The organism is Marinobacter alkalisoli, assembly GCF_045449855.1.
GTDB lineage: Bacteria > Pseudomonadota > Gammaproteobacteria > Pseudomonadales > Oleiphilaceae > Marinobacter.
The window spans coordinates 42,635-65,896 of record NZ_JBJJLC010000011.1 but is presented as its reverse complement, the minus strand read 5'-3'; the positions used below and the strand labels follow the sequence as shown (position 1 = coordinate 65,896).

The 23,262-nt window shown below is 61.0% G+C and carries 18 protein-coding genes; 10 read left to right on the top strand and 8 right to left on the bottom strand.

The features are described from left to right. Positions 1 to 111: 111 nt before the first annotated feature. Positions 112 to 1,599 (top strand): 4-hydroxy-3-polyprenylbenzoate decarboxylase, encoded by a 1,488-nt coding sequence (ubiD, locus tag ACJO5Y_RS05730; protein WP_406985461.1) that lies wholly within the window; start codon positions 112 to 114, stop codon positions 1,597 to 1,599. Then, entirely contained in the window at positions 1,571 to 2,605 is a 1,035-nt protein-coding gene (locus ACJO5Y_RS05725; protein ID WP_406985460.1) for a 2Fe-2S iron-sulfur cluster-binding protein, read from the top strand. Before ubiD ends, ACJO5Y_RS05725 begins: the two co-directional genes overlap by 29 nt. Before the next feature lie 114 nt (positions 2,606 to 2,719). Here the strand turns inward: ACJO5Y_RS05725 and ACJO5Y_RS05720 are convergent, their stop codons facing one another. The 6 genes from ACJO5Y_RS05720 to ACJO5Y_RS05695 form a co-directional block, all read right to left on the bottom strand. After that, positions 2,720 to 3,958: a heme biosynthesis HemY N-terminal domain-containing protein gene (locus ACJO5Y_RS05720; RefSeq protein WP_406985459.1), complete on the bottom strand. Its 1,239-nt coding sequence runs from the start codon at positions 3,956 to 3,958 to the stop codon at positions 2,720 to 2,722. Further along, positions 3,955 to 5,073: a uroporphyrinogen-III C-methyltransferase gene (locus ACJO5Y_RS05715; RefSeq protein ID WP_406985458.1), complete on the bottom strand. Its 1,119-nt coding sequence runs from the start codon at positions 5,071 to 5,073 to the stop codon at positions 3,955 to 3,957. The genes ACJO5Y_RS05720 and ACJO5Y_RS05715 overlap by 4 nt, the downstream gene beginning before the upstream one ends. Before the next feature lie 27 nt (positions 5,074 to 5,100). Beyond that, a complete protein-coding gene (locus ACJO5Y_RS05710) occupies positions 5,101 to 5,886 on the bottom strand; it encodes a uroporphyrinogen-III synthase (RefSeq protein WP_406985457.1) in 786 nt (261 codons plus the stop codon). Next, positions 5,867 to 6,808 (bottom strand): hydroxymethylbilane synthase, encoded by a 942-nt coding sequence (gene hemC, locus ACJO5Y_RS05705; protein WP_406985456.1) that lies wholly within the window; start codon positions 6,806 to 6,808, stop codon positions 5,867 to 5,869. Before hemC ends, ACJO5Y_RS05710 begins: the two co-directional genes overlap by 20 nt. 105 nt (positions 6,809 to 6,913) lie before the next feature. Continuing rightward, positions 6,914 to 7,675 (bottom strand): LytR/AlgR family response regulator transcription factor, encoded by a 762-nt coding sequence (locus ACJO5Y_RS05700; protein ID WP_406985455.1) that lies wholly within the window; start codon positions 7,673 to 7,675, stop codon positions 6,914 to 6,916. Beyond that, positions 7,675 to 8,745 carry a sensor histidine kinase gene (locus tag ACJO5Y_RS05695; RefSeq protein WP_406985454.1) on the bottom strand — a complete coding sequence of 357 codons (1,071 nt, stop codon included), beginning with the start codon at positions 8,743 to 8,745 and terminating at the stop codon, positions 7,675 to 7,677. The genes ACJO5Y_RS05700 and ACJO5Y_RS05695 overlap by 1 nt, the downstream gene beginning before the upstream one ends. Positions 8,746 to 8,871: 126 nt before the next feature. Here ACJO5Y_RS05695 and argH point away from each other — a divergent pair, with 126 nt between their 5' ends. Then, positions 8,872 to 10,278 (top strand): argininosuccinate lyase, encoded by a 1,407-nt coding sequence (argH, locus tag ACJO5Y_RS05690; RefSeq protein ID WP_406985453.1) that lies wholly within the window; start codon positions 8,872 to 8,874, stop codon positions 10,276 to 10,278. Positions 10,279 to 10,302: 24 nt separating this feature from the next. On the opposite strand, the gene ACJO5Y_RS05685 is transcribed toward argH, so the two are convergent. After that, complete coding sequence (locus tag ACJO5Y_RS05685; protein ID WP_406985452.1) at positions 10,303 to 12,747, bottom strand: EAL domain-containing protein; 2,445 nt, start codon at positions 12,745 to 12,747, stop codon at positions 10,303 to 10,305. A gap of 133 nt (positions 12,748 to 12,880) precedes the next feature. On the opposite strand from ACJO5Y_RS05685, the gene ACJO5Y_RS05680 reads away from it, so the two are divergent. The 6 genes from ACJO5Y_RS05680 (at position 12,881) to xerC (ending at position 19,949) form a co-directional block, all read left to right on the top strand. Then, positions 12,881 to 15,739 (top strand): class I adenylate cyclase, encoded by a 2,859-nt coding sequence (locus ACJO5Y_RS05680; protein WP_406985451.1) that lies wholly within the window; start codon positions 12,881 to 12,883, stop codon positions 15,737 to 15,739. Positions 15,740 to 15,840: 101 nt separating this feature from the next. Further along, positions 15,841 to 16,017, top strand: coding sequence for an LPS translocon maturation chaperone LptM (lptM, locus tag ACJO5Y_RS05675; protein WP_406985450.1), 177 nt, complete (start codon positions 15,841 to 15,843; stop codon positions 16,015 to 16,017). A gap of 24 nt (positions 16,018 to 16,041) precedes the next feature. Next, positions 16,042 to 17,292 (top strand): diaminopimelate decarboxylase, encoded by a 1,251-nt coding sequence (gene lysA / locus ACJO5Y_RS05670; RefSeq protein ID WP_406985449.1) that lies wholly within the window; start codon positions 16,042 to 16,044, stop codon positions 17,290 to 17,292. A 26-nt stretch (positions 17,293 to 17,318) separates the two neighbouring features. Continuing rightward, a complete protein-coding gene (dapF, locus tag ACJO5Y_RS05665) occupies positions 17,319 to 18,233 on the top strand; it encodes a diaminopimelate epimerase (protein ID WP_406985465.1) in 915 nt (304 codons plus the stop codon). Between the two features lie 16 nt (positions 18,234 to 18,249). Beyond that, on the top strand, positions 18,250 to 18,996 hold the full coding sequence (locus ACJO5Y_RS05660; protein ID WP_406985448.1) for a DUF484 family protein: 747 nt from the start codon (positions 18,250 to 18,252) through the stop codon (positions 18,994 to 18,996). Beyond that, positions 18,993 to 19,949, top strand: a complete 957-nt coding sequence (xerC, locus tag ACJO5Y_RS05655; protein ID WP_406985464.1) for a tyrosine recombinase XerC — start codon at positions 18,993 to 18,995, stop codon at positions 19,947 to 19,949. Before ACJO5Y_RS05660 ends, xerC begins: the two co-directional genes overlap by 4 nt. Before the next feature lie 158 nt (positions 19,950 to 20,107). Here the strand turns inward: xerC and ACJO5Y_RS05650 are convergent, their stop codons facing one another. Then, the gene (locus ACJO5Y_RS05650; protein ID WP_406985447.1) at positions 20,108 to 20,341 is read right to left on the bottom strand and encodes a DUF2789 domain-containing protein; all 234 of its coding nucleotides are present in this window, start codon (positions 20,339 to 20,341) and stop codon (positions 20,108 to 20,110) included. Between the two features lie 104 nt (positions 20,342 to 20,445). Between ACJO5Y_RS05650 and ACJO5Y_RS05645 the strand changes: the two genes are divergently transcribed. After that, positions 20,446 to 23,232 (top strand): ATP-binding protein, encoded by a 2,787-nt coding sequence (locus tag ACJO5Y_RS05645; RefSeq protein WP_406985446.1) that lies wholly within the window; start codon positions 20,446 to 20,448, stop codon positions 23,230 to 23,232. The last annotated feature ends 30 nt before the right edge of the window (positions 23,233 to 23,262 follow it).

Sequence of the window (23,262 nt, the reverse complement as noted above, 5' to 3'; positions counted from 1 at the left end):
TGGTTTCCTTGAATGTTTTGGTCCCTCCTGTCCCACACCTCGTTCCGGCCCCGAATAAAAGTCCGCTAAGGGCTTACCTCCGTAGTAACAGAAGCGCGAACGGAGCACCGAATGAAATACAACGATCTCAGAGATTTTATCGGCCAGCTGGAAAATCTGGGCGAGCTCAAGCGTATTTCCGTCGAAGTTGATCCCCACCTGGAAATGACTGAAATCTGCGATCGCACCCTGCGGGCGGGTGGTCCGGCGTTATTGTTCGAGAATCCGAAAGGTTACGACATGCCGGTGCTGGCCAATCTGTTTGGTACGCCAAAGCGGGTGGCGTTGGGCATGGGGCAGGACAATGTCACCGCTTTGCGGGAGATTGGCAAGCTCCTGGCTTTCTTGAAGGAGCCGGATCCCCCCAAGGGCTTCAAGGACGCCATTGAGAAACTGCCGCTGTTCCGGCAGGTCATGCGTATGAGCCCCAAGGTGCTGCGTTCAGCACCTTGTCAGGATGTGGTGATCGAGAAAGATCAGGTCGACCTGTACCAGATTCCGGTTCAGCACTGCTGGCCCGGTGATGCCGGTCCGCTGGTGACCTGGCCGCTGGTGATCACCCGTGGGCCCCACAAGGAAAGGCAGAACCTGGGGATCTATCGGCAGCAGGTGATCGGTCGTAACCGGCTGATTATGCGCTGGCTCAGTCATCGTGGTGGTGCGCTGGATTTTCAGGAGTTCCAGAAGGCCAATCCGGGTCAGCCCTATCCGGTGGCGGTTGCCTTGGGCGCCGATCCGGCCACCATCCTTGGGGCGGTAACGCCGGTGCCCGATTCCTTGTCAGAATACGCCTTTGCCGGCCTGTTACGGGGTGGGAAGACTGAACTGGTGGAATGTGGTCTCAGTGACCTGCAGGTGCCGGCCAGTGCCGAGATTGTGCTGGAAGGGTTTATCTACCCGGACGACATGGCTCCGGAAGGGCCGTTTGGCGATCACACCGGCTACTACAACGAAGTGGATCAGTTCCCGGTGTTCACCGTGGAGCGGATTACCCATCGCAAGGATCCGATCTATCACAGCACCTACACCGGACGCCCGCCCGATGAGCCGGCGATTCTCGGTGTGGCGCTGAACGAAGTGTTTATCCCGATCCTGCAGAAGCAGTTCCCGGAAATTGTGGATTTCTACTTGCCGCCGGAAGGCTGTTCTTACCGCCTTGCAGTGGTGACCATGAAGAAACAGTACCCAGGTCATGCCAAACGGGTGATGATGGGGGTATGGTCATTTTTGCGGCAGTTCATGTACACCAAGTTCGTGATTGTCACGGACGATGATGTGAATGCCCGGGACTGGAAAGATGTTATCTGGGCGATGACGACGCGGATGGACCCGGCCCGTGACACCACGATGGTGGAAAGCACGCCCATCGATTATCTGGATTTTGCTTCGCCGGTGTCCGGCCTTGGCTCCAAGATGGGCATGGACGCCACCAACAAGTGGCCCGGTGAAACCGACCGGGAGTGGGGTACGCCGATCACCATGACCGACGAGGTCAAACAGCGGGTGGATGAGCTCTGGGACAGCCTGGGGATTGAAACTTCGCCGGATCGCCCCGAGTGATAGGAACAACGATGTGTATCGGGTTGTCCTGAAACCGTCCGGACTGGCCTATGCTGTCAGCCCGGAAACAGACTTGCTCGATGCCGCAGCCGATGCGGGCATTGCCGTGCCCGCCGCCTGCCGCAATGGGGTGTGTGAAATCTGTGAAGCCCGGCTATTGGCCGGCCAAGCACTGAACACCCGCAACCAACAGACGATGACGGTCAACGAGCGCCTGATGATGTGCAGAACCCTCGCGCTCGGGGACCTGGAACTGGAGATTAACGCCGTTATGGCAGCAGGAACCAATCAGCCTCGCAAGTACCAGGCAAAGGTGGTGGATGTTCGCTCCATCAGCCACGACGTCTACCGGGTCGAGCTTCAGCTGCCCCGCCGGCGTGAGCTGTCCTTTCATGCCGGGCAGTACCTGTCGGTCAATCTTCCGGATGCCGACCCTTGTTATTTTTCCATCGCCAGCAGCCCGTCCGAATCGGACATAGAACTGCATATCCAGGCCTCGCCGGACTGGGTGTCGGCGCAGACGGTGATTGAAGCGCTGACCTCGGGCAAAGATGTCACCGTGGAACTTCCTCACGGCAAGGCCTGCCTGGCAGCAGCTCCGGAGAAACCGTTGTTGCTGGTGGCGGCGGGCACCGGCTTTGCCCAGATGAAAAGCCTGGTGGATTACCTCAGGACGACCAGCTACCAGCAACCGGTCAAACTCTATTGGGGCGTGCGTCGCCACGAAGACATGTACCTGCGGAGCCTGGCCCAGAAATGGGAGCAGGAGTGGCCGCCGTTTACGTTTCTGCCCGTCGTCGGTGATGATGAGGATAACGACTGGGCCGGCCATCATGACCAGTTGGTGCGAGCGGTACTGGCTTCCGGCATGGAATGGAACAGCGTGGAAGTGCATGCCAGCGGGTCGCCGACCATGGTGTATACGCTGATGGATGCTCTGATTGAGGCTGGTTTGCCGAAAGCGGCGTTTTTCTCCGATGTATTGGAGTACGCTCCGAGGGGCTGAGATACCTGAATTGTCGGATTAGCAAAGCGTAATCCGACAAAAGCTATATCACCAATGTCAGACCCACCCCGGGGCCAGCCCGCGTAAAAGCAGGCTACCGGGATAGAACCCTCGTCAAGCCTTAGGCATCGGCAGATCCGGCAGTTCGTTGTCCTTCTCCAGCCCCTGCATCAGCAGTTTCACGCTGGTGTCCTCTTGTCCCATGTGAGCATTCAGTCGGCTTAGTTCCGCCATAGTCTCGCGGCTGCGGCGCAGGCGCAGACTGGTCTCGAAATACTCCCTGGCTTTGCCCCACAGTTCGTTTCTCAGACTCAGTCGTCCCAATGCCAGCAACAGTTCGGCGTTGTTGGGACGGTTCTTCAGCCATTGTTCGGCGATTAGCAGTTGTTCGTCCGGTTTATGGCCCTTCACGCGACCATACAGATTGATCAGTTCGTCGCTCCAGTGATTGCGCAGAACCTTCCTCAGCAACGTTTCCGACTGGGCCTCGTCACCGAGAGCGGCGAGCAGGCGGGCATACTCGCGGATGGTGTGCTCATCACGCCTCAGCACGCCGGGCAGCTCGTCCCACAGCCGGGTCAGGGGTTCAAGTGAAGCCGACTCCGTGCCGGTCTGGCGGCGGCAATCTTCCGCAGCCCGCTGCAGCAGGTTGTGCCAGACCATGCGTTCCAGCGTTTCCACTTCGTCCGCGGCGAGGAGGTTGCGTTTGCGCATCTCAGGCAACAGTTTCGACAGCTCGCGCCAGTCTTCCAGCCGCAGGTAGGTGTTCTTCAGCAGTTTTAGCACGAAGGGGTGATGCGGTGCCTGTTTACGCAGGCGGATGAGGGTGGCCAGGGCCTGCTCCAGGCGGTTACCTGCCAGCTGTAGCTGGGCCTGGGTGATGCCCACGGCCATGTCTGAGCCAGGGGTGCTTTCGAACGCTGCCCGCAGCAGTTCATCCACGGCATCATGGTCGCCGGATTCAAATGCGGCCTGTGCTGCCGCCAGGTAATTGATCAGCGGGGTGTCGGCATGGTTGGCGGAGGAAGTGAGCAGTTTGCGGGCGCGGGGCCAGTTGCCCTCGGCCAGCGCCAACAGACCCTGGGTGGTACGCCGACGAGCCCGCCGCTCGTTGCCGCGGGCGATCCAGCCGGCCATAAGACCGGTGCCGTGACGAAAACGGCGTATCAGGTTGATGGTAAGCACCGACAGCACCACGATTGCCACCAGCAATGCCAGTCCGACCCAGAAATTGGTCTCGATCAGGTAATGGCCCAGGCTGATGCGGATGTAGCCAAGGTCGTACTCGAGCCCCATAGACAGGCCAGTACCGATCAGCAGGGCAACGAGGATGATCAGCAGGATGCGAATCATGATTCGCTCTCCTCTTCCTCATTCTCGCCGTTGGTGTCGGAGGTGCCCTGGCGACCTTCCAGCCGGGCCTTCAGCAATTCCAGTGAGCGGCTGATGTCTGGAAGCCGGGGATCAATATTTTTGTCCTGGAGTTCGCCCAGGGTCTCAGTGAGCGCGGCTACCTGGGGGTTGGTGTTGTCATACCAGTCGGTAATGGCGTTGCCGGCTTTGGTCAGGGCGCGGTTGTAGAGTTCCTGATGGCCGCGCAGTACCGCCATTTCCGCTTCTTCCAGCATCAGTTGCAGGTTGAGGCGGGCGTACGCGCTCTGGTCGGGTGACAGCAGGGGTTTGACGGGCTCGTCCAGGCGGCGAACGACAACCACATCCGCCAGTGTGCTCTTGACCTTGGTCCAGCCCTGACTGAGCAGTCCGGGTTCACCGCCGGGCTCGTCGCCCAGGGCTTCGTCGGCGCTGGTGACAAATCCGGGTGCCCGTTCGTTCACCAGGGCATCCTCAGTGAGCTTGTTAACACTGTCAATGGCCGCTTCCAGGGTCAGGTAAAGCCCGGTGCGGTCGACATCGGCAATGCCCTTGAGGGCGAGAATTTCCTTCGCCAGTTGCTGTCGTACCGGATACACGCCGATATCGTCCGACTCGTTGAGCACATCGTCGCCGGCTTCCAGTGCGGCCAGTGCACCACGGATGTCCTTTTCGATAAGCAGTCTCTGGTTGGCAACCCTCAGCAGGTATTCGGCTTCAGCCAGCAGCCAGTCGGTGCGGGTGCGGTTGCCGGCTTCCAGCAGTTCCCTGGCGTTGTGGTCGATCTGGCGTTGCTGGGTGGCTATCAGTTCCCGCTGGTCCGCCAGTTTGGCTTCCAGCGCCTGAATCCTGTTGCTCTGCTCGCTGCCCCGTGCGCCGTACTGGCTGTCCAGCCGGGAGACGTCGCTGCTTACGCTCTCCAGGGTCTGTTGCAATGCCTGGCGGTCGTTCCACTGCTGCCAGCTCCAGAGCGCGAGAAGAATAACCAGGGCCAGGGCAAGTATTGATATCAGCCACAGGGGCCAGAGCTTCTTCTGAGCGGGCTTGTCCTGGGGAATGGCGGCGGGCAGTTGTGTGTTTGATTCAGTCACAGGCATCCTTACTTGGTGTTTACGGGGCAACCGTCAGCCATTCAGTTCTTGTGCGACGGTTGCCACGATGTCGTTGTCGGCAAGGCTTTCCGGTATACAGGTTTTATTCAGCCCGGCCTGACGGGCCTGATCAGCGACCCGGCTGGCAGGCACCACCAGCAATGTTTTTTCAAGATTATGGCCGGTATTCTCACTCAGTGCGATGAGATTGTTCAATGTTTCCCCGGACAGTGCGACCACTGCCTCCGGTAAGAAGCATAGCAGGGCTTTGTCCAGTGTGGTGGCATCGTGGTGTGGCTGATGCCGCCGGTACAATGGTAATACGTTAACTCTGGCCCCCCGGTCACTGAGCGTCTGGTGGATCAGTTCACGTCCATCCTCGCCCCGGACCAGCAGGACCTTTTCTCCGCTGATCCGTTGCAGGGAAGGCAGCGCCAGCAGTGCCTCGCTGGTCCAGCCGTTGGTGGGCACACGGGGGCTGAGGCCGTGTCGCGCCAGCACCGCAGCGGTGCCCCGGCCCACGCCATACCAGCGAATGCCCATGGGCAGCTGGGGCCACCAGTTGTCGGCCAGCGCCATGAACAGGGTGGCGGCGTAGGGGCTCACGGCAATAACGTGGGAGTAGTGATCGAGATCCTGAATCAGGGTGCGAGTTGCCGGTGTCTCTGGTAGCGGTTCACGCTCGATTAACGGCAGCACCCGGGCATCGGCCCCGGCTTCGCGGAAGCAATGGGCCAGCCGGGAGGCTTCGGGCTCCGGCCGGCAAATCAGGATTCGCCGGCCGGTCAGTGAGCGGGGATCAGGTTGGCGTGTGGCCATAGATCTCAGCCAGTACCTTGTCAGCGCCCATGGCCAGGAGGTCCTCGGCCAGTTCCCGGCCCAGGCGTTCGCCTTCGGCCCTGGGAGCCCGGCCTTCAACGCGGAATATCTGCGTGCCGTCGACAGCGCCGACCAGCCCTCTGAGCCAGACCGTGTCCTTGTCTTCCAGCAACGCATAGGCTGCGATAGGCACCTGGCAACCACCTTGCAGACGACGGTTCAGGGCGCGTTCCGCCCTGACGCGATCCGAAGTGTCCTGGTGGTTCAGTGGCGCCAGCATGGCCAGCAATTCGGAATCATTCACGCGGCACTCGATGCCCAGCGCGCCTTGTCCGACCGCCGGCAGTGATATGGAATCCGGCAGGCAGTAGCGGATGCGGTCATGGAAGCCCAGTCGTTTCAGGCCCGAGCTGGCCAGGACAATGGCGTCGTACTCGCCGGCGTCCAGTTTGGCCAGGCGGGTGTTGACGTTGCCTCGCAAAACGCGGATTTGAAGGTCAGGGCGGTAAGCCCGCAACTGGGCTTCCCGGCGCAGGCTGGCGGTACCCACCACCGCACCCTGGGGCAGGGCGTCGACGGTGTCGTGATGGTTGCTGACGAAGGCGTCGGTGGGATCTTCCCGTTCGCAGATAGCGACCAGGTCCAGGCCTTCCGGAAACTCCATGGGGACATCCTTCATGGAGTGCACGGCCAGGTCCGCGCGGCCGTCGAGCATGGCTTCTTCCAATTCCTTCACGAACAGGCCCTTGCCGCCGATCTTGGCAAGGGGGACGTCGAGGATCTTGTCGCCCTGGGTCTTGATCTTGACTAGCTCCACGGTGATGTTGTCGTGGAGCCGTTCCAGTTCGGATTTGATGAATTCGGCCTGCCACAGTGCCAGGGCACTGCTGCGGGTCGCGATGCGCAGAGTTCGTTTTGACATGGTGAACGTTGCCGGTTTGGAAAAATGTCTGTCAAGGTTACCTTGAAGCGGCGAAAAAGTCCCGCCACTGCCCTGGGTTGCCTTGACTTGCGTGTATGGCGAGCATCAACCCGGTTGGTGTTCCTGCAGCCATTGCCGGACTGCGCTGGCATGGCGGCGGCTGACCGGCAGTTTTCCCCGGTCGTCCCGCAAAACGACTGAATTGTGGCCATTGCCGTCGCGGGTGAGGGCCTGGATAAAACCAACGCCCACCAGTGTATGGCGGTGAATGCGCAGCAATGACGTCGGGTGGCTCTGCTCCAGCTCTTTCAGGGTGTAGTCGGAGACGGTTTCGCCCCGGGTGTGGTGGATGGTGACGTATTTCTGGTCGGCCTCGCAGTAGAGGATTGCCCCGATATCGATGAGTTCGGTGCCGCGATGGGTCTTGATGGCGAGCTGGCCGGCGCCCTCGGATTCGCGGGCCGACAGGGTTTGCTGCTGGACGCGATTGACCTGACCGGAGCGGGCGAGGGCTTCGCTCAGGGCCTCGCGGCGGACGGGTTTGAGCAGGTAAGCCGCAGCGCTGACGTCAAAGGCCTTGATGGCGTAATGGTCATAGGCCGTGCAAAAGATGATGGCCGGCGGATGGTCAAGCCGGGTAATGGCGGCCGCCGCGTCCATGCCATCGGTACCCGGCATGCGGATATCCAGCAGCAGGATGTCCGGCTCCAGCTCCGCGACCTGGCGCAGGGCGCAGTCGCCGTCCGCGGCCTCGCCGCATACCCGGTAGCCGGGGATGTCCTGGATCAGTCGCCGTAGCCGGTCCCGGGCCAGCGGCTCGTCGTCGGCTATGAGTACCTTGCGAATGGTTGGGGCTGTGGCTGTCATTATCCGTTTCGCGATCCTTCGATGTCTGGCCCGGCAGTGTGGTCGGCGGTCCTGCGGGGCAATCTCAGGGTAACTGTGTATACGTCGTTCTGGTGACTGTGCTTTAGTACTGCCTCGTCACCAAACAGAGCCTGCAATCTTGACTGGATGTTGGCAAGGGCCATGCGGTTGCCATCGTGCTTGCTGATGGCGGATTCCGGCCTCGGATTCTGCACCATGATATAGACGAAGTGTCCCTTGCGGGAAGCTTCCAGTTTCACGGTGCCGCCCTCCGGACGTGGCTGGATACCATGGTAGATGGCATTCTCCAGCAACGGCTGCAGCGTCAGGGGCGGGATCGCCTGCTTTTCCAGGCCTGCGGCAATATCCCATTGCAGCGTCAGCCTGTCACCGAGTCGCAAGGCTTCAATGTCCAGGTAGCGCCTGCACAGGTCCAGCTCGTCTTGCAGCGGAATCAGGCGGTCCCCGGTTCGCAGGCTGGCGCGAAACAGTTCCGACAGGTCCAGCACCGCATCCTCGGCCCGGTCCGGATTGACGGCAATCAGGCTGGCGATGGTGTTCATGCTGTTGAACAGGAAGTGGGGATGTATCCGCGCCTGCAGGGCGGCCAGGCGCGCCTGCATTTCCGCTTCCCGCTGTTGCTGCCACTGGTGCTGCAGATAGAAATACCGCAGTACCATCAGGGTGATCAGCAGCGCCAGCAGCAGTTTCTTGGCAATTCCCTGCCAGCCACTGACGCCGGGTTGTGGGTAGAGAACACTGTCGGCGAACAGTCCGAACGCAAGCACGTCCAGCAGTACGATCATCACCATCGCGAGGGTGGCACGGGTCACGGTCAGTTGCGCCAGCCAGTTGCGCAACAGGCAGATAAGGGCGGCGCTGGTCAGTACCGTCCATTGAACAAACAGTGACAACAGCCCGAAGTAGTTCCAGTCAATCCAGTCTGCTTCCGCCTGCACAATGGAAAGCACCAGCACCATCAGTTCGCTGGTAATGAGCAGCATGAACACGGCCCGCACGCGGCACAGGTCCGGCACGTAGAATTCGCTGCTTTTGCGTGGTGCTGCCATTAAACCTCTTTCCTGAACAGGGAGCGCAACAGAGCGCGCCGGAATGTTATAATCCCGCGACCATCTTATTCACCTCTTCATTCACCCCGCGAAATAATGCCGGGCTGTCAGCAGGAAAGATAGACCATGACGGATCAGAAAAAGTCTGACCAGAGCACAAGCTCCGAAAAACCCTGGGGCGGTCGCTTCAGTGAGCCGACCGACGCCTTTGTTGAACGCTTCACCGCGTCCGTTGGTTTTGATCAGCGCCTTTACCACCACGACATCACCGGTTCCATTGCCCATGCCACCATGCTGGCGGAAGTGGGCGTGCTGACCGCGGAAGAGCGGGACAGCATCATTGAGGGACTGAAGGGCGTCAAGGCCGATATCGAGGCCGGCACCTTCGAATGGTCCGTCAGCCTGGAAGATGTGCACATGAACATCGAGGCACAACTGACCGACCGTATCGGCATCACCGGTAAGAAACTCCATACCGGCCGCAGCCGCAATGACCAGGTCGCCACCGATATCCGCCTGTACCTGCGGGACGAGATCGACGTGATCGCCGAGGAACTGACCCGGCTGAAGACCGGCCTGCTGGATCTGGCTGAGCGCGAGGCCGACACCATCATGCCCGGCTTCACCCACCTGCAAACCGCTCAGCCGGTGACCTTTGGCCACCACCTGTTGGCCTGGTACGAAATGCTGGTGCGGGATGGCGAACGTCTGCAGGACTGCCGTAAACGGGTCAATGTCATGCCGCTGGGCGCGGCCGCGCTGGCGGGCACCACCTACCCGATCGACCGCGCCATGACCGCGCGTTTGCTGGGCTTTGACCGCCCCACCGAGAATTCCCTGGATTCGGTCAGTGACCGGGATTTTGCCATCGAATTCTGCAGCTTCGCAGCGCTGCTGATGACCCACCTGTCCCGTTTCAGCGAAGAGCTGGTGCTGTGGACCTCGGCCCAGTTCGACTTCATCGATCTGCCGGACCGCTTCTGCACCGGTTCTTCCATCATGCCCCAGAAGAAGAACCCGGATGTGCCGGAACTGGTGCGCGGCAAGACCGGTCGTGTAAACGGCCACCTGATCAGCCTGCTGACCCTGATGAAGAGCCAGCCGCTGGCCTACAACAAGGACAACCAGGAAGACAAGGAACCGCTGTTCGACACCGTCGACACCATCAAGGGCTGCCTCAAGGCCTACGCCGACATGATCCCGGCCATTCAGGCCAAAGCCGATAACATGCGGGTAGCGGCCAAGCGCGGGTTCTCCACCGCCACCGATCTGGCGGATTATCTGGTCAAGAAAGGCGTGGCGTTCCGCGATGCCCATGAAATCGTTGGCAAAGCGGTCGCCTTCGGTGTCGCCGAAAACCGCGACCTGTCGGATATGACCCTCGACGAGCTGGCCCGTTTCTCCGACGTTATCGGCGAGGATGTGTTTGACGTGCTGACCCTGGAAGGTTCGGTGCAGGCCCGGGATCACCTTGGCGGTACCGCGCCGGATCAGGTCCGTGCGGCCGTGGCGAGAGCCCGCAAACAACTTTAATCCGGCATCGGATGAATCGGTGGATTAGCCGCCGATTCGTCCGGTACTCAGATCCACGGCGGCCGGTTTCAGATCCTGCAGGGGGCGGGGCCGGCACAGCCGGAACCCCTGGCCGAAGTGAATGCCCAGTGTGCGCACCTTGCGTAGCGTGTCGTCGTTTTCAATAAACGTGGCGACAGTGGTCTTGCCGGCGGCTTCGGCAATCTTGTGCAAGGCCTCCACCATCACCTGCTGCACCGGATCGTCGTGCAGGTTCTGCATCATCTTGCGGTCCAGCTTGATGATATCCACTGGCAGCCTGGCCGCCAGGCTGTAGCTCTCCACCGATGCGCCCGCGCCGTCCAGTGCCACCCGGCAGCCGATCCGGTGCAGGGCGTCACACTGCACGGCGACCTCATCCGGATACTGGGTAGCGTGGGATTCGCGTATCTCCAGGCAGAAACACTCAGCAGCATAGGGCGAGTTGGCCAGCACCGATTCCATGAAGTCGGCGAAGGTGTCATCCAGTACGCTGGCCAGCGACAGGTTGAATCCGCAGTATTTCAGCCTTGGCTCCAGTAATCGCTGACTGCCCAGCCATTGGAACGTCTGGCGGATCACCTGGCGGTCCAGTGGCTTGGCGAGGTCAAACCGTTCAGCCACCGGCAGGAACTCGCCGGGTTGTAGTGACGGTTGCTCCGGGGTTTGCCCGGGAATTCGCGACAGGATCTCGATATGGTCGCCCCAGGTCACGCTGGCCACCGGGCGCAGGGGCTGGTATTCAAGGATCAGGTGGCCGTTATCGAGGGCGCTGCGGATCTGTTCGACCAGTTTGCCGCTGGCTCCCTCATCAGGGCCCTCGGATATGGCGTGGGCGGCGTGAATTCGGTTGCGACCAGAGGTCTTGGCGGTATGGCAAAGGTCTGCGGCCTGACGCAGCAACTGTTCGGGGTCCGTGGGGGCTTCGTCGTTCAGGATTAACAGGCCGCCGCTGGCGGTGGTCTGTAACTGACGGTCCTGCCAGTCGAACACGAAACTGCCAATCAGTTCGAGGATGTTGTCGGCGATCCTGCGCGCCTGGGCCTCCGGGCAGTTCTCGATCAGCAGGGCAAAGGTGTCCCCTGACAGCCGCGACAGGGCGTCACGCTGGCGCACCTTCACGCCAAGGTTGCTGGCAAGCTCCCGCAGGTAGCGGTCGCAGGTACCGCTGCCCGCCAAATCATTGATACGGTCGAAATTGTCCAGGTCGAGGTACAGCAGGCCGTCGGTGGTGTCCCGTCGGCGGGGCGGTTCAATGACCCGCTTCAGCCGATGGATAAAGGCCTTGCGATTCATCAGGCCGGTGACCGGATCATGGCGGATGCGGTACTCGCTGCTGGAGGCGTTACTGACCCGGGCGCTGATATCCTTGCCGACGTGTACAGCGCCGGTGACTTCACCGCGATCGTTGGTCACCCGCTGGTAATGGAACTCGTAAACCGGGAGATCGCGGTTTTGCTGCGCCAGCGGCATTTCCACCACAAAACTGTCCCGCTCCAGGGCCCGGTTCCACAAGCGTTCAATCAGCCGCCGTTCATTGGGGAAATCCCGCAGCAAATCTGGCAGGTGCCCGCCAGGATGGGGCAAATGGCCAAAGGTGTGGGCGAACTGGCGGCTGAAAGCCTGATTGAAGTAAAGCAGGTTGAGCCGCCGATCAACCGCCGCGACAAGATCGTTGGTGGCGTTGGCCGTGGCCATCAGCAACTGTCCGGAGTGCCGGCGGGCCTGTTCCAGACCGAATGCTCTGGTATGGTCCACCAGGGCGCCGCCGATCCTGTGGATGCGACCATTTTCCTTCATGGCTTTGCCAGTCAGTTCCACGCGCCGATGCTGCTGTTTCGCGGTCACAACATCGAGGCTGATGGAAAACGGCTCGCCACTGCGCACACAGCGCCGGAACAGCGCGCGCACCCGCCCCTGGCCAGTTTGGCAGTAAAACAGGGCCTGTTCGGGCGTGATGTTGGCGCCGGGCCGAAGCTGCAGCAGGGTGTAGAGCCCTTCAGTCCAGGTCAGCTCATTGTTGTGGATGTTCAGTTCCCAGATGCCGAACCCGGCGGAACCCTCCGCCAGACGCGTCAGTTGATGATCGACAGGGGAGCTGTCGCGCAGCGTGATGTAAGCGTTGGCGGCCTTATCGGAATCCCGCATATTCACGCGGAGGCTGAGGCTTGCCGTGAAGAAAAAGCCGTCCTTGTGGCGGAAGGTGATCAACACCGGCTCGCCGCCCTCCATCCGGTGTCGATTGGCCGGAGCAAACGGGTCGTCCTGGCGCGCCGCCAGGATCCGGTGTACCGGCTGACCCTCGAGTTCGCCGGCGTCGTAGCCAAGAACGGCTTCGGCATGGTGATCCGCCGATGTCACAAGTCCCTCATCATCAATGCGAACCAGAGTGCGACGGTCCGCTGCCAGAGGGTTATCTGAACTATAACGACGGATAAAGAATTCTTTCACGACGGGTGAGCCTCAGCCAGTTTCGCGGCGGGAGTGTACAGTCTGTCCCGCTTTTATTTTTTTGCCGGTTTTGCCACGATGCGTTCATCATACTGATAATGACACCGGAAAGAACCTCTCCCGCGGAGCCGCCTTGACCATCCACAACACACCCATTGCCCTGGATTTCAATGAGGGGATTGACCGGAAAACACTGCGCCGGCTGCGGGATCGTTTCATCGCCGTCAACCAGCAACGGTGGGAGCGGGCTCATTCGGCGCTGACGTACCGGCAGCAGGTGGTGCTGGACATTCTGCCGCTGGTGTTTCACCTCAACCACCCGTCCCTGCCGGGCTACCTGGACCGGGATTGCCCCTACGGCCTCAGTCATTATCAGCCCTCCGAGCCGACGCTCAGCGCCGCTCGCCGCCTGGCTCGCGCCTTTTCCCTGAAAGACGAGGGCAAAAGAAATCCGGACCTGGACGCCTTGTTCCTGATGGGTAGCCCGGGCACCCTCGGGCACTCAGTGGCCAGTGATCTTGACGTCTGGCTGTGTCATCGCCCGGATCTGTCCGAATCCGGCATACGCTGCCTGGAACGCAAGGCCGACAGGCTCACCGGCTGGGCCGCCACGCTTGGTGTGGAACTGCATGTGTTCGTGTTTGCCGCGGCGGATTGGCGGGCCGGCCGTCAACGGGCCGAGGTGGCGGGCGAGAACTGCGGCAGTGCCCAGCATTACCTGCTGCTGGATGAGTTCTACCGTACGAGTATTCACCTCGGTGGCTGCTACCCGTTGTGGTGGCTGATTCCTGCCTGTGAAGAGGACAATTACGATAGTTGTGCCCGGCAATTGATCGACTGCCGTTTCATCAAGGGAAGCGAGTACATAGACTTCGGTCCCGCGCCATCCATCCCGCAGGAAGAGTTCCTGGGTGCAGGGGTCTGGCAGTTGTACAAGGGTATGGACGCGCCCTGGAAGTCCATTCTGAAGCTGTTGTTGATCGAATGTTACGCCCGGGGCAGTGGTGAGCCGCTGTTATCCCGGGTATTCAAGGCTGCCGTGTATGACGGCGAAACCGATGCCGATCGCCTGGATCCCTACGTATTGCTGTACCAGCGGCTGGAGCAATGGCTGTTATCCCGGGAGGCTCCCCAGCGACTGGAACTGGTACGTCGCAGCCTTTACCTCAAAGCCGGCCTGCCCCTGTCCCGTACCGACATGGGCGCCGAGAACTGGCGGGTGCGTTTGCTCCGGCAACTGGTAGATGACTGGGGTTGGTCCCTGGCAGCGTTAAAAGACCTGGATAATCGTCAGCAGTGGCGTGCCGAAGAGGTGATGAGGTTACGCCGAACCATTGTCTCCGAGCTGACCCACAGTTATCGCCTGCTGTCGCGACTGGCCCGGGACCATGGGGCGCAGGCGGCCATCAGCAGCAACGACATGAACCTGCTTGGGCGGAAACTCTACGCCGCCTTTCAGCGCAAGGCCGGAAAAATCGAACAGATCAACCCGGGGCTGGCACCGTCGCTGACCGAGGAAAACCTGGCGTTTCATCACCTGTCCGAGCAGGGCGGGGTACCCGGTCAGGACGGCTGGCTGCTGTACCGGGATCTGGAGGATCCATCCGACGCCTTCTGGCAACCGGTGATTCGCCGCAGTGGCAACCTCACTGAACTGATGGTGTGGTGTTACTGCAATGGCCTGCTGACGCGGACCACCCGCCTGAATGTTCGGTCAGGCTCAAGTACCGCCTCGGTGGCGGAGCTGCGGGAGATGCTGGACGCCCTGTCGGCGTTCATTCCGTTTCCGGTGGCCCCGGCCAGTCGGGAGGCCTTGTCCCTGGGGGTCAAACCTCTGCGCAACCTGCTCCTGGTCAATGTCGGGGTGGATCCCCAGGCCCACCTGACGGATCGGGGGCTGCACAAGCTCAGCGCCCGCCACGATTCCCTGGGCTTCAGCGGTGGCCGGGACAACCTGGTAGCCACCATCGACCAGGTGACGCTGAACAGCTGGCATGAAGTCAGTCTCCAGCATTATGCGGCCGGCGATACCCTGATCCAGTGCCTCAAGAACGTACTGGCGTCGGTGGCGTCAGCGCCGGCGAACCTGCCGGACATTCAGGTCCACAGCCATAACCGTGGGCACGGGGCGGCCATTGCGCGCCGGGTTCAGGAGCTCTTTGCCGATGTTCTGCGCCACTTCTTTGCCGGCGGCGTCGGGCCACATCCATTGCGGTACGTGATTGAAATGGATCGGCGTTACTTCCTGTTGCAGTTCAATGGCGCCGAGCCCGGTTTCGTGGCTCTGGACAGCCCCGAAGCGCTGATGGAGCAACTGGCCCGGCCGCAGGAACGATACCTGCCGGTGGTGTTTGATCGCGGAGCGATGCAGGATGACCAGCCCCTGCGTGCCGTGTGTCAGACCAGTGAGCCGGCGAATATCCAGGTTTTCTTCAGGGTCGTCGGCCATCGTGCGACGCTATGGGTGGTGGACGAACTGGGCTCGGTGTTCACCTGGGACCAGAGCTATAGCAACCGTCGCTACCTGCTGGTGCCGCTGTTACGGTTCCTGGCCAATCTCGTCGAGCGCCGCCAGCTGCGACAGCTGGACAGCCCCGTGGGCATTGCGGGTATTCAGTGCTACGAGCTGGTCCGCCGGGACGGGCAATGGAAAGCGGAACGGCGGTTTGACGAGGACACCAGCGTGCCTCTGCCGGGGCTCGATGTGCAGGCGGTTGGTGTGCAGGAAGGGGACAACCGCCTGCGCTTTGATATTTTCTGTGGTGACCAGGAGTTCACCGTGCAGGAATACGGAGACCAGTTGATTCCCGCCGTTGCCCACTACATCCGCTCCCTGCGTCAGGTCGGTGAGACCTACCCGGTCTATCTGACCGATGTCCACCTGCCTCACGACCTGGATCCGCAGGTGTACCAACAGGATATCCAGACCACGCAATACCTGTATTACCGGGCATCTCTCGAAGCTTCCCTTAACCGCCATTTAAAGGTTTAGTGTCCCGTCCCGTTAATTCGTTCACCGGACGGGACACTGGCTCGCCCGCCAGCCGCTGAGTCAGGTATACTTCGCCCATATCGGAAACAGGGGCAACGTCCATGCAGGCATGGAAAACAGTGAGCGTTGGGCTGGTGCTGGTCAGTGTGATGGCCGGCTGCGGCCAGAAAGGACCGTTGTACCGGGAAGTGCCGGATGAAACGGCGGCCGAGGCCGTCGCGGAAAGCCGCAGCAGTGACCCGGGCAGCCGCCAGGATGACGACTCGTCTGATCGCTGACCCGCCAACAGAATCAGGATCTTCATGGACCACTTTAACTATCGCAACGGCGAACTGTTCGCCGAAGACGTACCGGTGAGCAGGATTGCGGAGCGCTTCGGGACTCCGGCTTACGTGTATTCCCGCGCTACGCTCGAGCGCCATTACCGCGCCTATGACGATGCCCTCAAGGGGCGTCCGCACCTGGTGTGTTACGCGGTCAAGGCCAACAGCAACCTGGCGGTGCTCAATGTACTGGCACGCCTGGGCGCCGGCTTTGATATTGTCTCGGCCGGTGAGTTGGAGCGGGTCATCCGCGCCGGCGGCGACCCCGCCAGGGTGGTGTTTTCCGGCGTTGGCAAGCAGGAATGGGAAATGAAGCGGGCGCTGGAAGCCGGGGTGCGCTGCTTCAACGTGGAATCCGACACCGAGCTGGACCGCCTCAATGCGGTGGCCGGTGAACTGGGCAAGCGTGCGCCGGTGTCCCTGCGGGTGAACCCGGACGTGGATGCAGGCACTCACCCCTACATTTCCACGGGCCTGAAGGAAAACAAGTTCGGCATTGATATCACTGAGGCGCCGGAGGTCTATGCCCGGGCCGCGGCCATGCCGAATCTGGAGGTCATCGGTGTGGACTGTCACATCGGCTCCCAACTGACCACGGTGTCGCCGTTCCTCGATGCGCTCGACCGGGTGCTTTCGCTGATCGATGCACTGGCGGAGCAGGGCATCACCATTCGCCATCTCGATATGGGCGGTGGCCTGGGCGTCAGTTACGATCGCGAACAACCGCCGCAGCCCTCGGACTACGTCAAGGCGCTGGCCGAGCGCATGGGTGAGCGGGAGCTCGAACTGGTGCTGGAACCGGGGCGCTCGATTGCCGCCAATGCCGGCATCATGCTGACGCGGGTGGAATTTCTGAAGTGTACCGAGCACCGTAATTTCGCCATTATCGACGCGGCGATGAACGATCTGATTCGTCCCGCCCTCTACAGTGCCTGGCAGGCCATCATTCCGGCCGTGCCTCGTCAGGACGGCGAAGAAAAAGCCTGGGACCTGGTCGGTCCGGTCTGTGAGACCGGTGATTTCCTCGGCAAGGATCGCCTGCTGCGCCTGCAGGCCGGTGACCTGCTGGCGGTGCGGTCAGCCGGTGCCTATGGTTTTGTTATGAGCTCTAATTACAACAGCCGTAACCGCCCGCCGGAAATCATGGTGGACGGCAACCAGGTACACGTGGTTCGTCGCCGTGAAACCCTGGAAGACCAGCTCGGTCCTGAAAGCTGTTTGCCGGGATGAACGCAGCTATGGGCAAGCGGGACGATATGGGCGTTCAACGCCGGGGGCAGGGGCCATCGATGCGATTTACCAAGATGCACGGTCTGGGTAATGACTTCATGGTGGTGGATGCCATCAGCCAGCCGTTCCGCCTGCGCCCTGAAATGATCCGGGAGCTGGCGGACCGTAATTTCGGCATTGGTTTCGATCAGTTGCTGGTGGTCGAGCCACCCGGCTTGCCGGATGTAGATTTTCGCTACCGGATATTCAACAGTGACGGCTCGGAAGTGGAGCAGTGCGGCAACGGCGCCCGCTGTTTCGCCCGTTTTGTCCGTGACCAGCGCCTGACCAACAAGCGGGTGATCCGGGTTCAGACCGCCAAGGGCGTGATTGAACTGAGGGTGGGTCGCGATGGCCTGGTGATGGTCAACATGGGCGTGCCCGAGCTGAACCCGCCAGCGATTCCATTCGCCGCCGATCGCCGCAAGGATGTTTACACGGTCGAGGTGGATGGCCAGACCGTCGAACTCAGTGCCGTGTCCATGGGCAACCCCCACGGCGTACTGTTGGTGGACGATGTGGACAGCGCTCCCGTGGACTCCCTGGGGCCAAAGCTTGAGAATCACCCGCGCTTCCCCGCCCGCGCCAATATCGGCTTTCTGCAGATTGTTGACCGCAGCCATGCGCGGTTACGGGTATTCGAACGTGGGTCCGGGGAAACCCTGGCCTGTGGTAGCGGTGCCTGTGCGGCGGTGGTTGCCGGCTGTCTGCGGGGCCTGCTGGATTCCCGGGTGGAAATCGAATTGCGCGGTGGCCGGCTGATCATTGAATGGCAGGGGGAAGGGACCCCTGTTATGATGGAAGGCCCTGCGGCCAGTGTGTTTGAAGGCCAGATTCGTCTGCCCGGCGACAACTCCGGGCGGCGTCGCAAAGGTAGTCGACCGGCAAAACCAAGGTCCTGACGATCAGGAGAGCAGCATGACAGAACAAACGGCCCAGCAGAAGGCCGGCGGGCTCACCCGGGAACAGGTCGCGGATTACCTGCGCGCCAACCCCGATTTTTTTGTGGACCAGGATGAGCTTCTGCGCAGCCTGACCCTGCCCCACGACAGTGGTCGTGCCATTTCACTGGTCGAGCGCCAGGTGCATCTGTTCCGCGAGCAGCGGGATACGTTGCGGCGGGAACTGGTGGAGCTGGTGTCCATTGCCCGGCACAACGACCGCCTGTTTGAAAAGAGCAAGCGGCTGTTGATGCAGGTGGTCGAGGCCCGCAACCTCAATGACATGGCGTCCGCCATTGATGACAGTATCCGCGGCGATTTCGGGCTGGATGCCGCGTCGGTGATCCTGTTCACCGATTCCGAACTGCCGCTGGCGTCGCAAGGCGCTCTGCATGTGGTGCCGCCGGCCCAGGCCAAGGAGCGTCTCGGCAGCCTGCTGGACGGAGAGCGGGCGGTGTGTGGCCAGTTCCGCGAATCCGAGCGCAATTTCCTGTTTCCGGACCGGGAGGAGGCCATTGCCTCTGTGGCCCTGGTGCCGTTGCGTCATGACGAATTGCTGGGTGTTTTCGCGGTTGGCAGCTGTGAGCCGGGTTACTTTGACCAGAGCATGGGATCACTGTTCCTGACTTACATCAGCGATACCCTGAGCCGCCTGTTGCCCCCGATGGTGCAGCGTCATACCAATGCCTCTCCCCTGACCGGCGTGGTTGCGGAGTCACGCTGACGGTGACGGCTTCCGGGGAACGGGTGGAACTGCCGGAATCCCTGTCCGCGCCCCTTGCGGACTTCCTTTGCCACCTGTCTTCGGAAAAGCGGCATTCTCCCCGGACGTGTGACAGTTACCAGCGGGACCTGCAGCGATTTGGCGGCTGGCTGGCATCGCGCCAGATCGATGACTGGGCAACTGTCACCAGCCACGATCTGCGCCGCTATGTGGCGTGGCTCAGCCGGGAAGGGTTGGAAGGGCGCAGCATTGCCAGGCACCTTTCCGCTATTCGTCGGTGTTACCAGTACCTGCTACGGGAAAAGAAGGTTCGGGACAATCCGGCGCTGGATATCCGTGCCCCCAAGTCTGGCCGCCGGTTACCGAAAGTGGCTGATGTGGATCAGCTGAACCACCTGCTGGATGCCAACCCCGATGACCCCCTGGAAGTCCGCGACCTGTGCATGTTCGAGTTGATGTACTCCTCGGGGCTGCGGTTGTCGGAACTGGCGGGGCTTGACCTTGATTCGGTGGATCACCGTGGCGGAGAAATCCGGGTGCTGGGTAAGGGCAGCAAAGAGCGCGTGCTACCCGTGGGCAGCAAGGCCCTGCGGGCCCTGGATGCCTGGCTGGCGGTCCGTCCCGGGCTGGCGGGCGAATCCGAGCAGGCCCTGTTTGTCAGTCAGCGGGGCGGACGTCTGAGCAATCGCAGTATCCAGTCCCGGCTGAGCCGGTGGGGGCTGGTCAAGGGCGCGGAGCAGCGGCTGAATCCACACATGCTGCGCCATTCGTTTGCCAGTCACCTGTTGGAGTCCAGTGGTGATCTGCGGGCAGTCCAGGAATTGCTGGGCCATGCGGACATCTCCACCACTCAAGTCTATACTCATCTTGATTTCCAGCATCTGGCTCGGGTGTACGACCAGAGTCACCCGCGCGCCCATCGCCGTGATGGGCGAGACAGGGATGATACCTAGACAATTCCCGCAGTATCTTGAACGCTTCTCGGTTGGCCTCGTCACGTTTAAAAACGGTGATACTGAAGATTTGTTATTTGATCGTGCGGACAAGGCACTGTACGCCGCCAAGGATGCAGGCAGAAACCGGGTCCGCCTTGCGGTTGATGCTGAGGGGGTCAGTGCCGCATCTGGGCGTCAAGCTCGTCGATAATTTCGGCCCAGTCAGAATCATCTTCCAGTCCTTCCTCCAGAAACTGGGCCTGGCTCTCCGACCAGAACGGTGCATCCTGCAGTGCAATTTCCGTTGGCAGCGGAGAATACCTGGAGATAAAGTCCTCGATGCTGGCGTTGTCAGAGGCCAGCCCAAGTTGTTGAAACAGCGTGCTGAACGTGTGTTTGCTGGTGTCCATCGCTTTCGTCTCCTTGCATTGCCTTCGCGTGAATGAAATCAGGGAGATTTGCAGGTATTGTTCAGAGGCTCCTTAAACTTTAGCGGAACTGTTGAGGATATCCAGTGAAGTCCGTCTTGCAGGGTTTGTTGTTCTTGTTGTGCATCGGGGGCGCAGGCCCGGTGCTGGCTGATCCGCCGCAATCATCGCCGGCTCCCGTACTGGGCACCCAGGACCTGGACTGGTTATCCGGGCAGGAAGACTTCCATATCGGGTTGTCTGGTGGCCAGATCCCCCTGGTTTTTGATACCGGAGACGGCGTTCTGGCCGGTATCTACATTGATTACCTGGACCGCCTGTCCGACAAGCTGGGGGTGACGATAACCCCGGTCTCCGGCAGTACCTCTTCCCTGGCGGCGCAAATTGATTCCGGCGAACTGGATGCCAGGCTGGTGGCCCGCAGTCCGCGGCAGCCTGGTCCGGAGGGGCGCTCCATCACCGAGCCCCTGATGAGCCTGACCTATGGCCTGTTTGTCAGCGCCGGAGATGCGGGCATCCGTAAATTGTCGGATCTGGAGGGCAGCCGGGTTGCACTGGTTGCCGAGGACACTAATCAGTACCTGCTGCTGGACCCGGTGGAAAGCTTCACGCCCGTACCCGTTGCCAGCATCAGCGAGGCGGTCAGCATGGTGCTCTCGGGGCAGGCGGATGCGTTTCTCGGTCCGCTTCCCGTTGTGTCGGATTACCTGCAGTCAGCGATGATCAACGGCATTGGTCTCGCCCTGCTGCTGGACCAGCAAGCGGTTGATGTGGTGATGGAAGTCGACGCGGACGATGACCAGTTGTTGCGGGTGCTGAACCGGGCGGTTGAAGCCATCAGTCATAATGAGCATCGCGCCATACGGCAATCCTGGCTGCAGACCGACTTGCCGACCGTGGACGAGAACAGCATCACTCTCTCCAGCAACGAACAGGACTGGCTGAAACGGAACCCCAACCTGCGGGTGGCGTTTCGCACCGACTGGCCGCCGTTCGAGTTCACCCAGGACGGCAATCCGGCTGGTCTGGTGCCGGACCTCGTGACCCGCCTGGAAAGCCAGTTGAATGTCCGGTTCCACCGCCAGGAGACATCGGACATCATGGAGGCGGAAGAGCAGTTGCAGCAGGGAGGCGTGGACATCCTGCCTGCTTTTAACCGAACGCCCCGGCGCAGCGATGATTTCCTGTTCACCCGCACCTACCTGACCGTGCCGATTGCCCTGGTGATCCGTGACGATGGGCGGTTTATCGGCGACCTGAGGGAGCTTCGTTCCGAGAGGGTGGGCGTGGTGAACCGTCACTCCGCCCACGACTATCTGTTGATCAACCACCCGGACCTCGACCTATACCCGGTAAACAGCGTGGAGGAAGGGCTGTTATCGCTCTCCAATGGCGACCTGGATGTCATGGTCACCCACATACCGGCCGTAAGCTATACCGTGGCGAGACTGGGGCTGTCGAACCTGCGCATCACCAGTATCACCCCCTACCAGTACGAACTGAGCCTGGCTGTCAGCAAGGATCGCCCGGAGTTACAGCGCATTCTCAACAAGGCGCTGGGCAGCCTCGATGCCGCTGAAACCGAATCCATCTATAACCGCTGGATACACCTGGATATTGAGCAGGAAACCGACTACACCGTGGTCCGGCGGGTCGTGGGTATTGCCCTGGTGGTGGTACTGATATTCCTCTACTGGAACCGCAAACTCTCCCGTGAGGTGGATGAGCGGATACGCTCGGAGAATGCGCTTCGCCGCAGCGAAGATGAGTTGCGGGCGGCCAAGCTGGAAGCGGAGCGGCTGGCGCGGGAAGCGGAGGCGGCCAGCCTCACCAAGAGTGAATTCCTCGCCAATATGTCCCATGAAATCCGTACGCCGATGAATGCCGTCATTGGCTACAGCGATTTGCTGAGCGACAGCGTAACGGATCCGCAGCAGCGTAATTATCTGGACGCCATCCGGGCCGGCAGTCGCAGTCTGCTGATGCTGATCAACGACATTCTCGATCTGTCCAGGATCGAAGCCGGAAAAATGCGACTCGATTACTCCGCTGTCTCAGTGCGTCGGCTGCTGGGCGACGTCCGTCATATTTTCGACCTGCGGGCGCGGGAGCAGGGCATTACCCTGGAAGTCAGCGTCGACTCGAAAATGCCGGCGGCGATGATGCTGGATGAAACCCGGCTGCGTCAGGTGCTGTTCAATCTGGTTGGCAATGCCATCAAGTTCACCCATGAAGGTGGTGTGACCGTACGAGCCACCGCAACGCCGGTTTCCAGGCAGGAGGCGGAGTCGGGAGACGACGGCAGGAAACTCTATCGGCTGGAGGTGACTGTCAGGGATACCGGGATCGGTATTCAGGATGACCAATTGGAGCGGATCTTTGATGCGTTCGAGCAACAGGAGGGGCAGAACAGTCGTCGCTATGGCGGCACCGGCCTGGGGTTGGCGATCAGCCGGAAGCTGGCGAGGATGATGGGGGGAGAGCTCACCGTGGAAAGCGAGCCGGAGCAGGGCTCGACTTTTACCGTCACCCTTCCACGGGTAGAGGCTACGGTGGAACAGGCCGAGGACGAAGGCGAGCCGGAAGAGGCCGAACGTCTGCTGGCCCAGACCCTGAGCATGCAGGAACGCGGTTGGTTGCGTGAACAGCTGGCCCGGGATTTTGGTGATGAGTGGGAAACCGTGCGAGAAAGCGGTGATCCGGAACAGATGCGGGATTTCGCCAGGCGTGTTCTCACCTGGGGGGAGCGTTTCCGTTCACCCTCCGTGACCCGTTATGGCGAGAAGTTGCTGACCGATGTGGAGGCGTTCAATCTTGACGCCGTGAACAACGCCCTGGACGCTTTCCCCCGCCTGCTTGGCCGGGATCAGTAGGTTGCCCGGTCAAGGGTGCCGCGCCAGGAA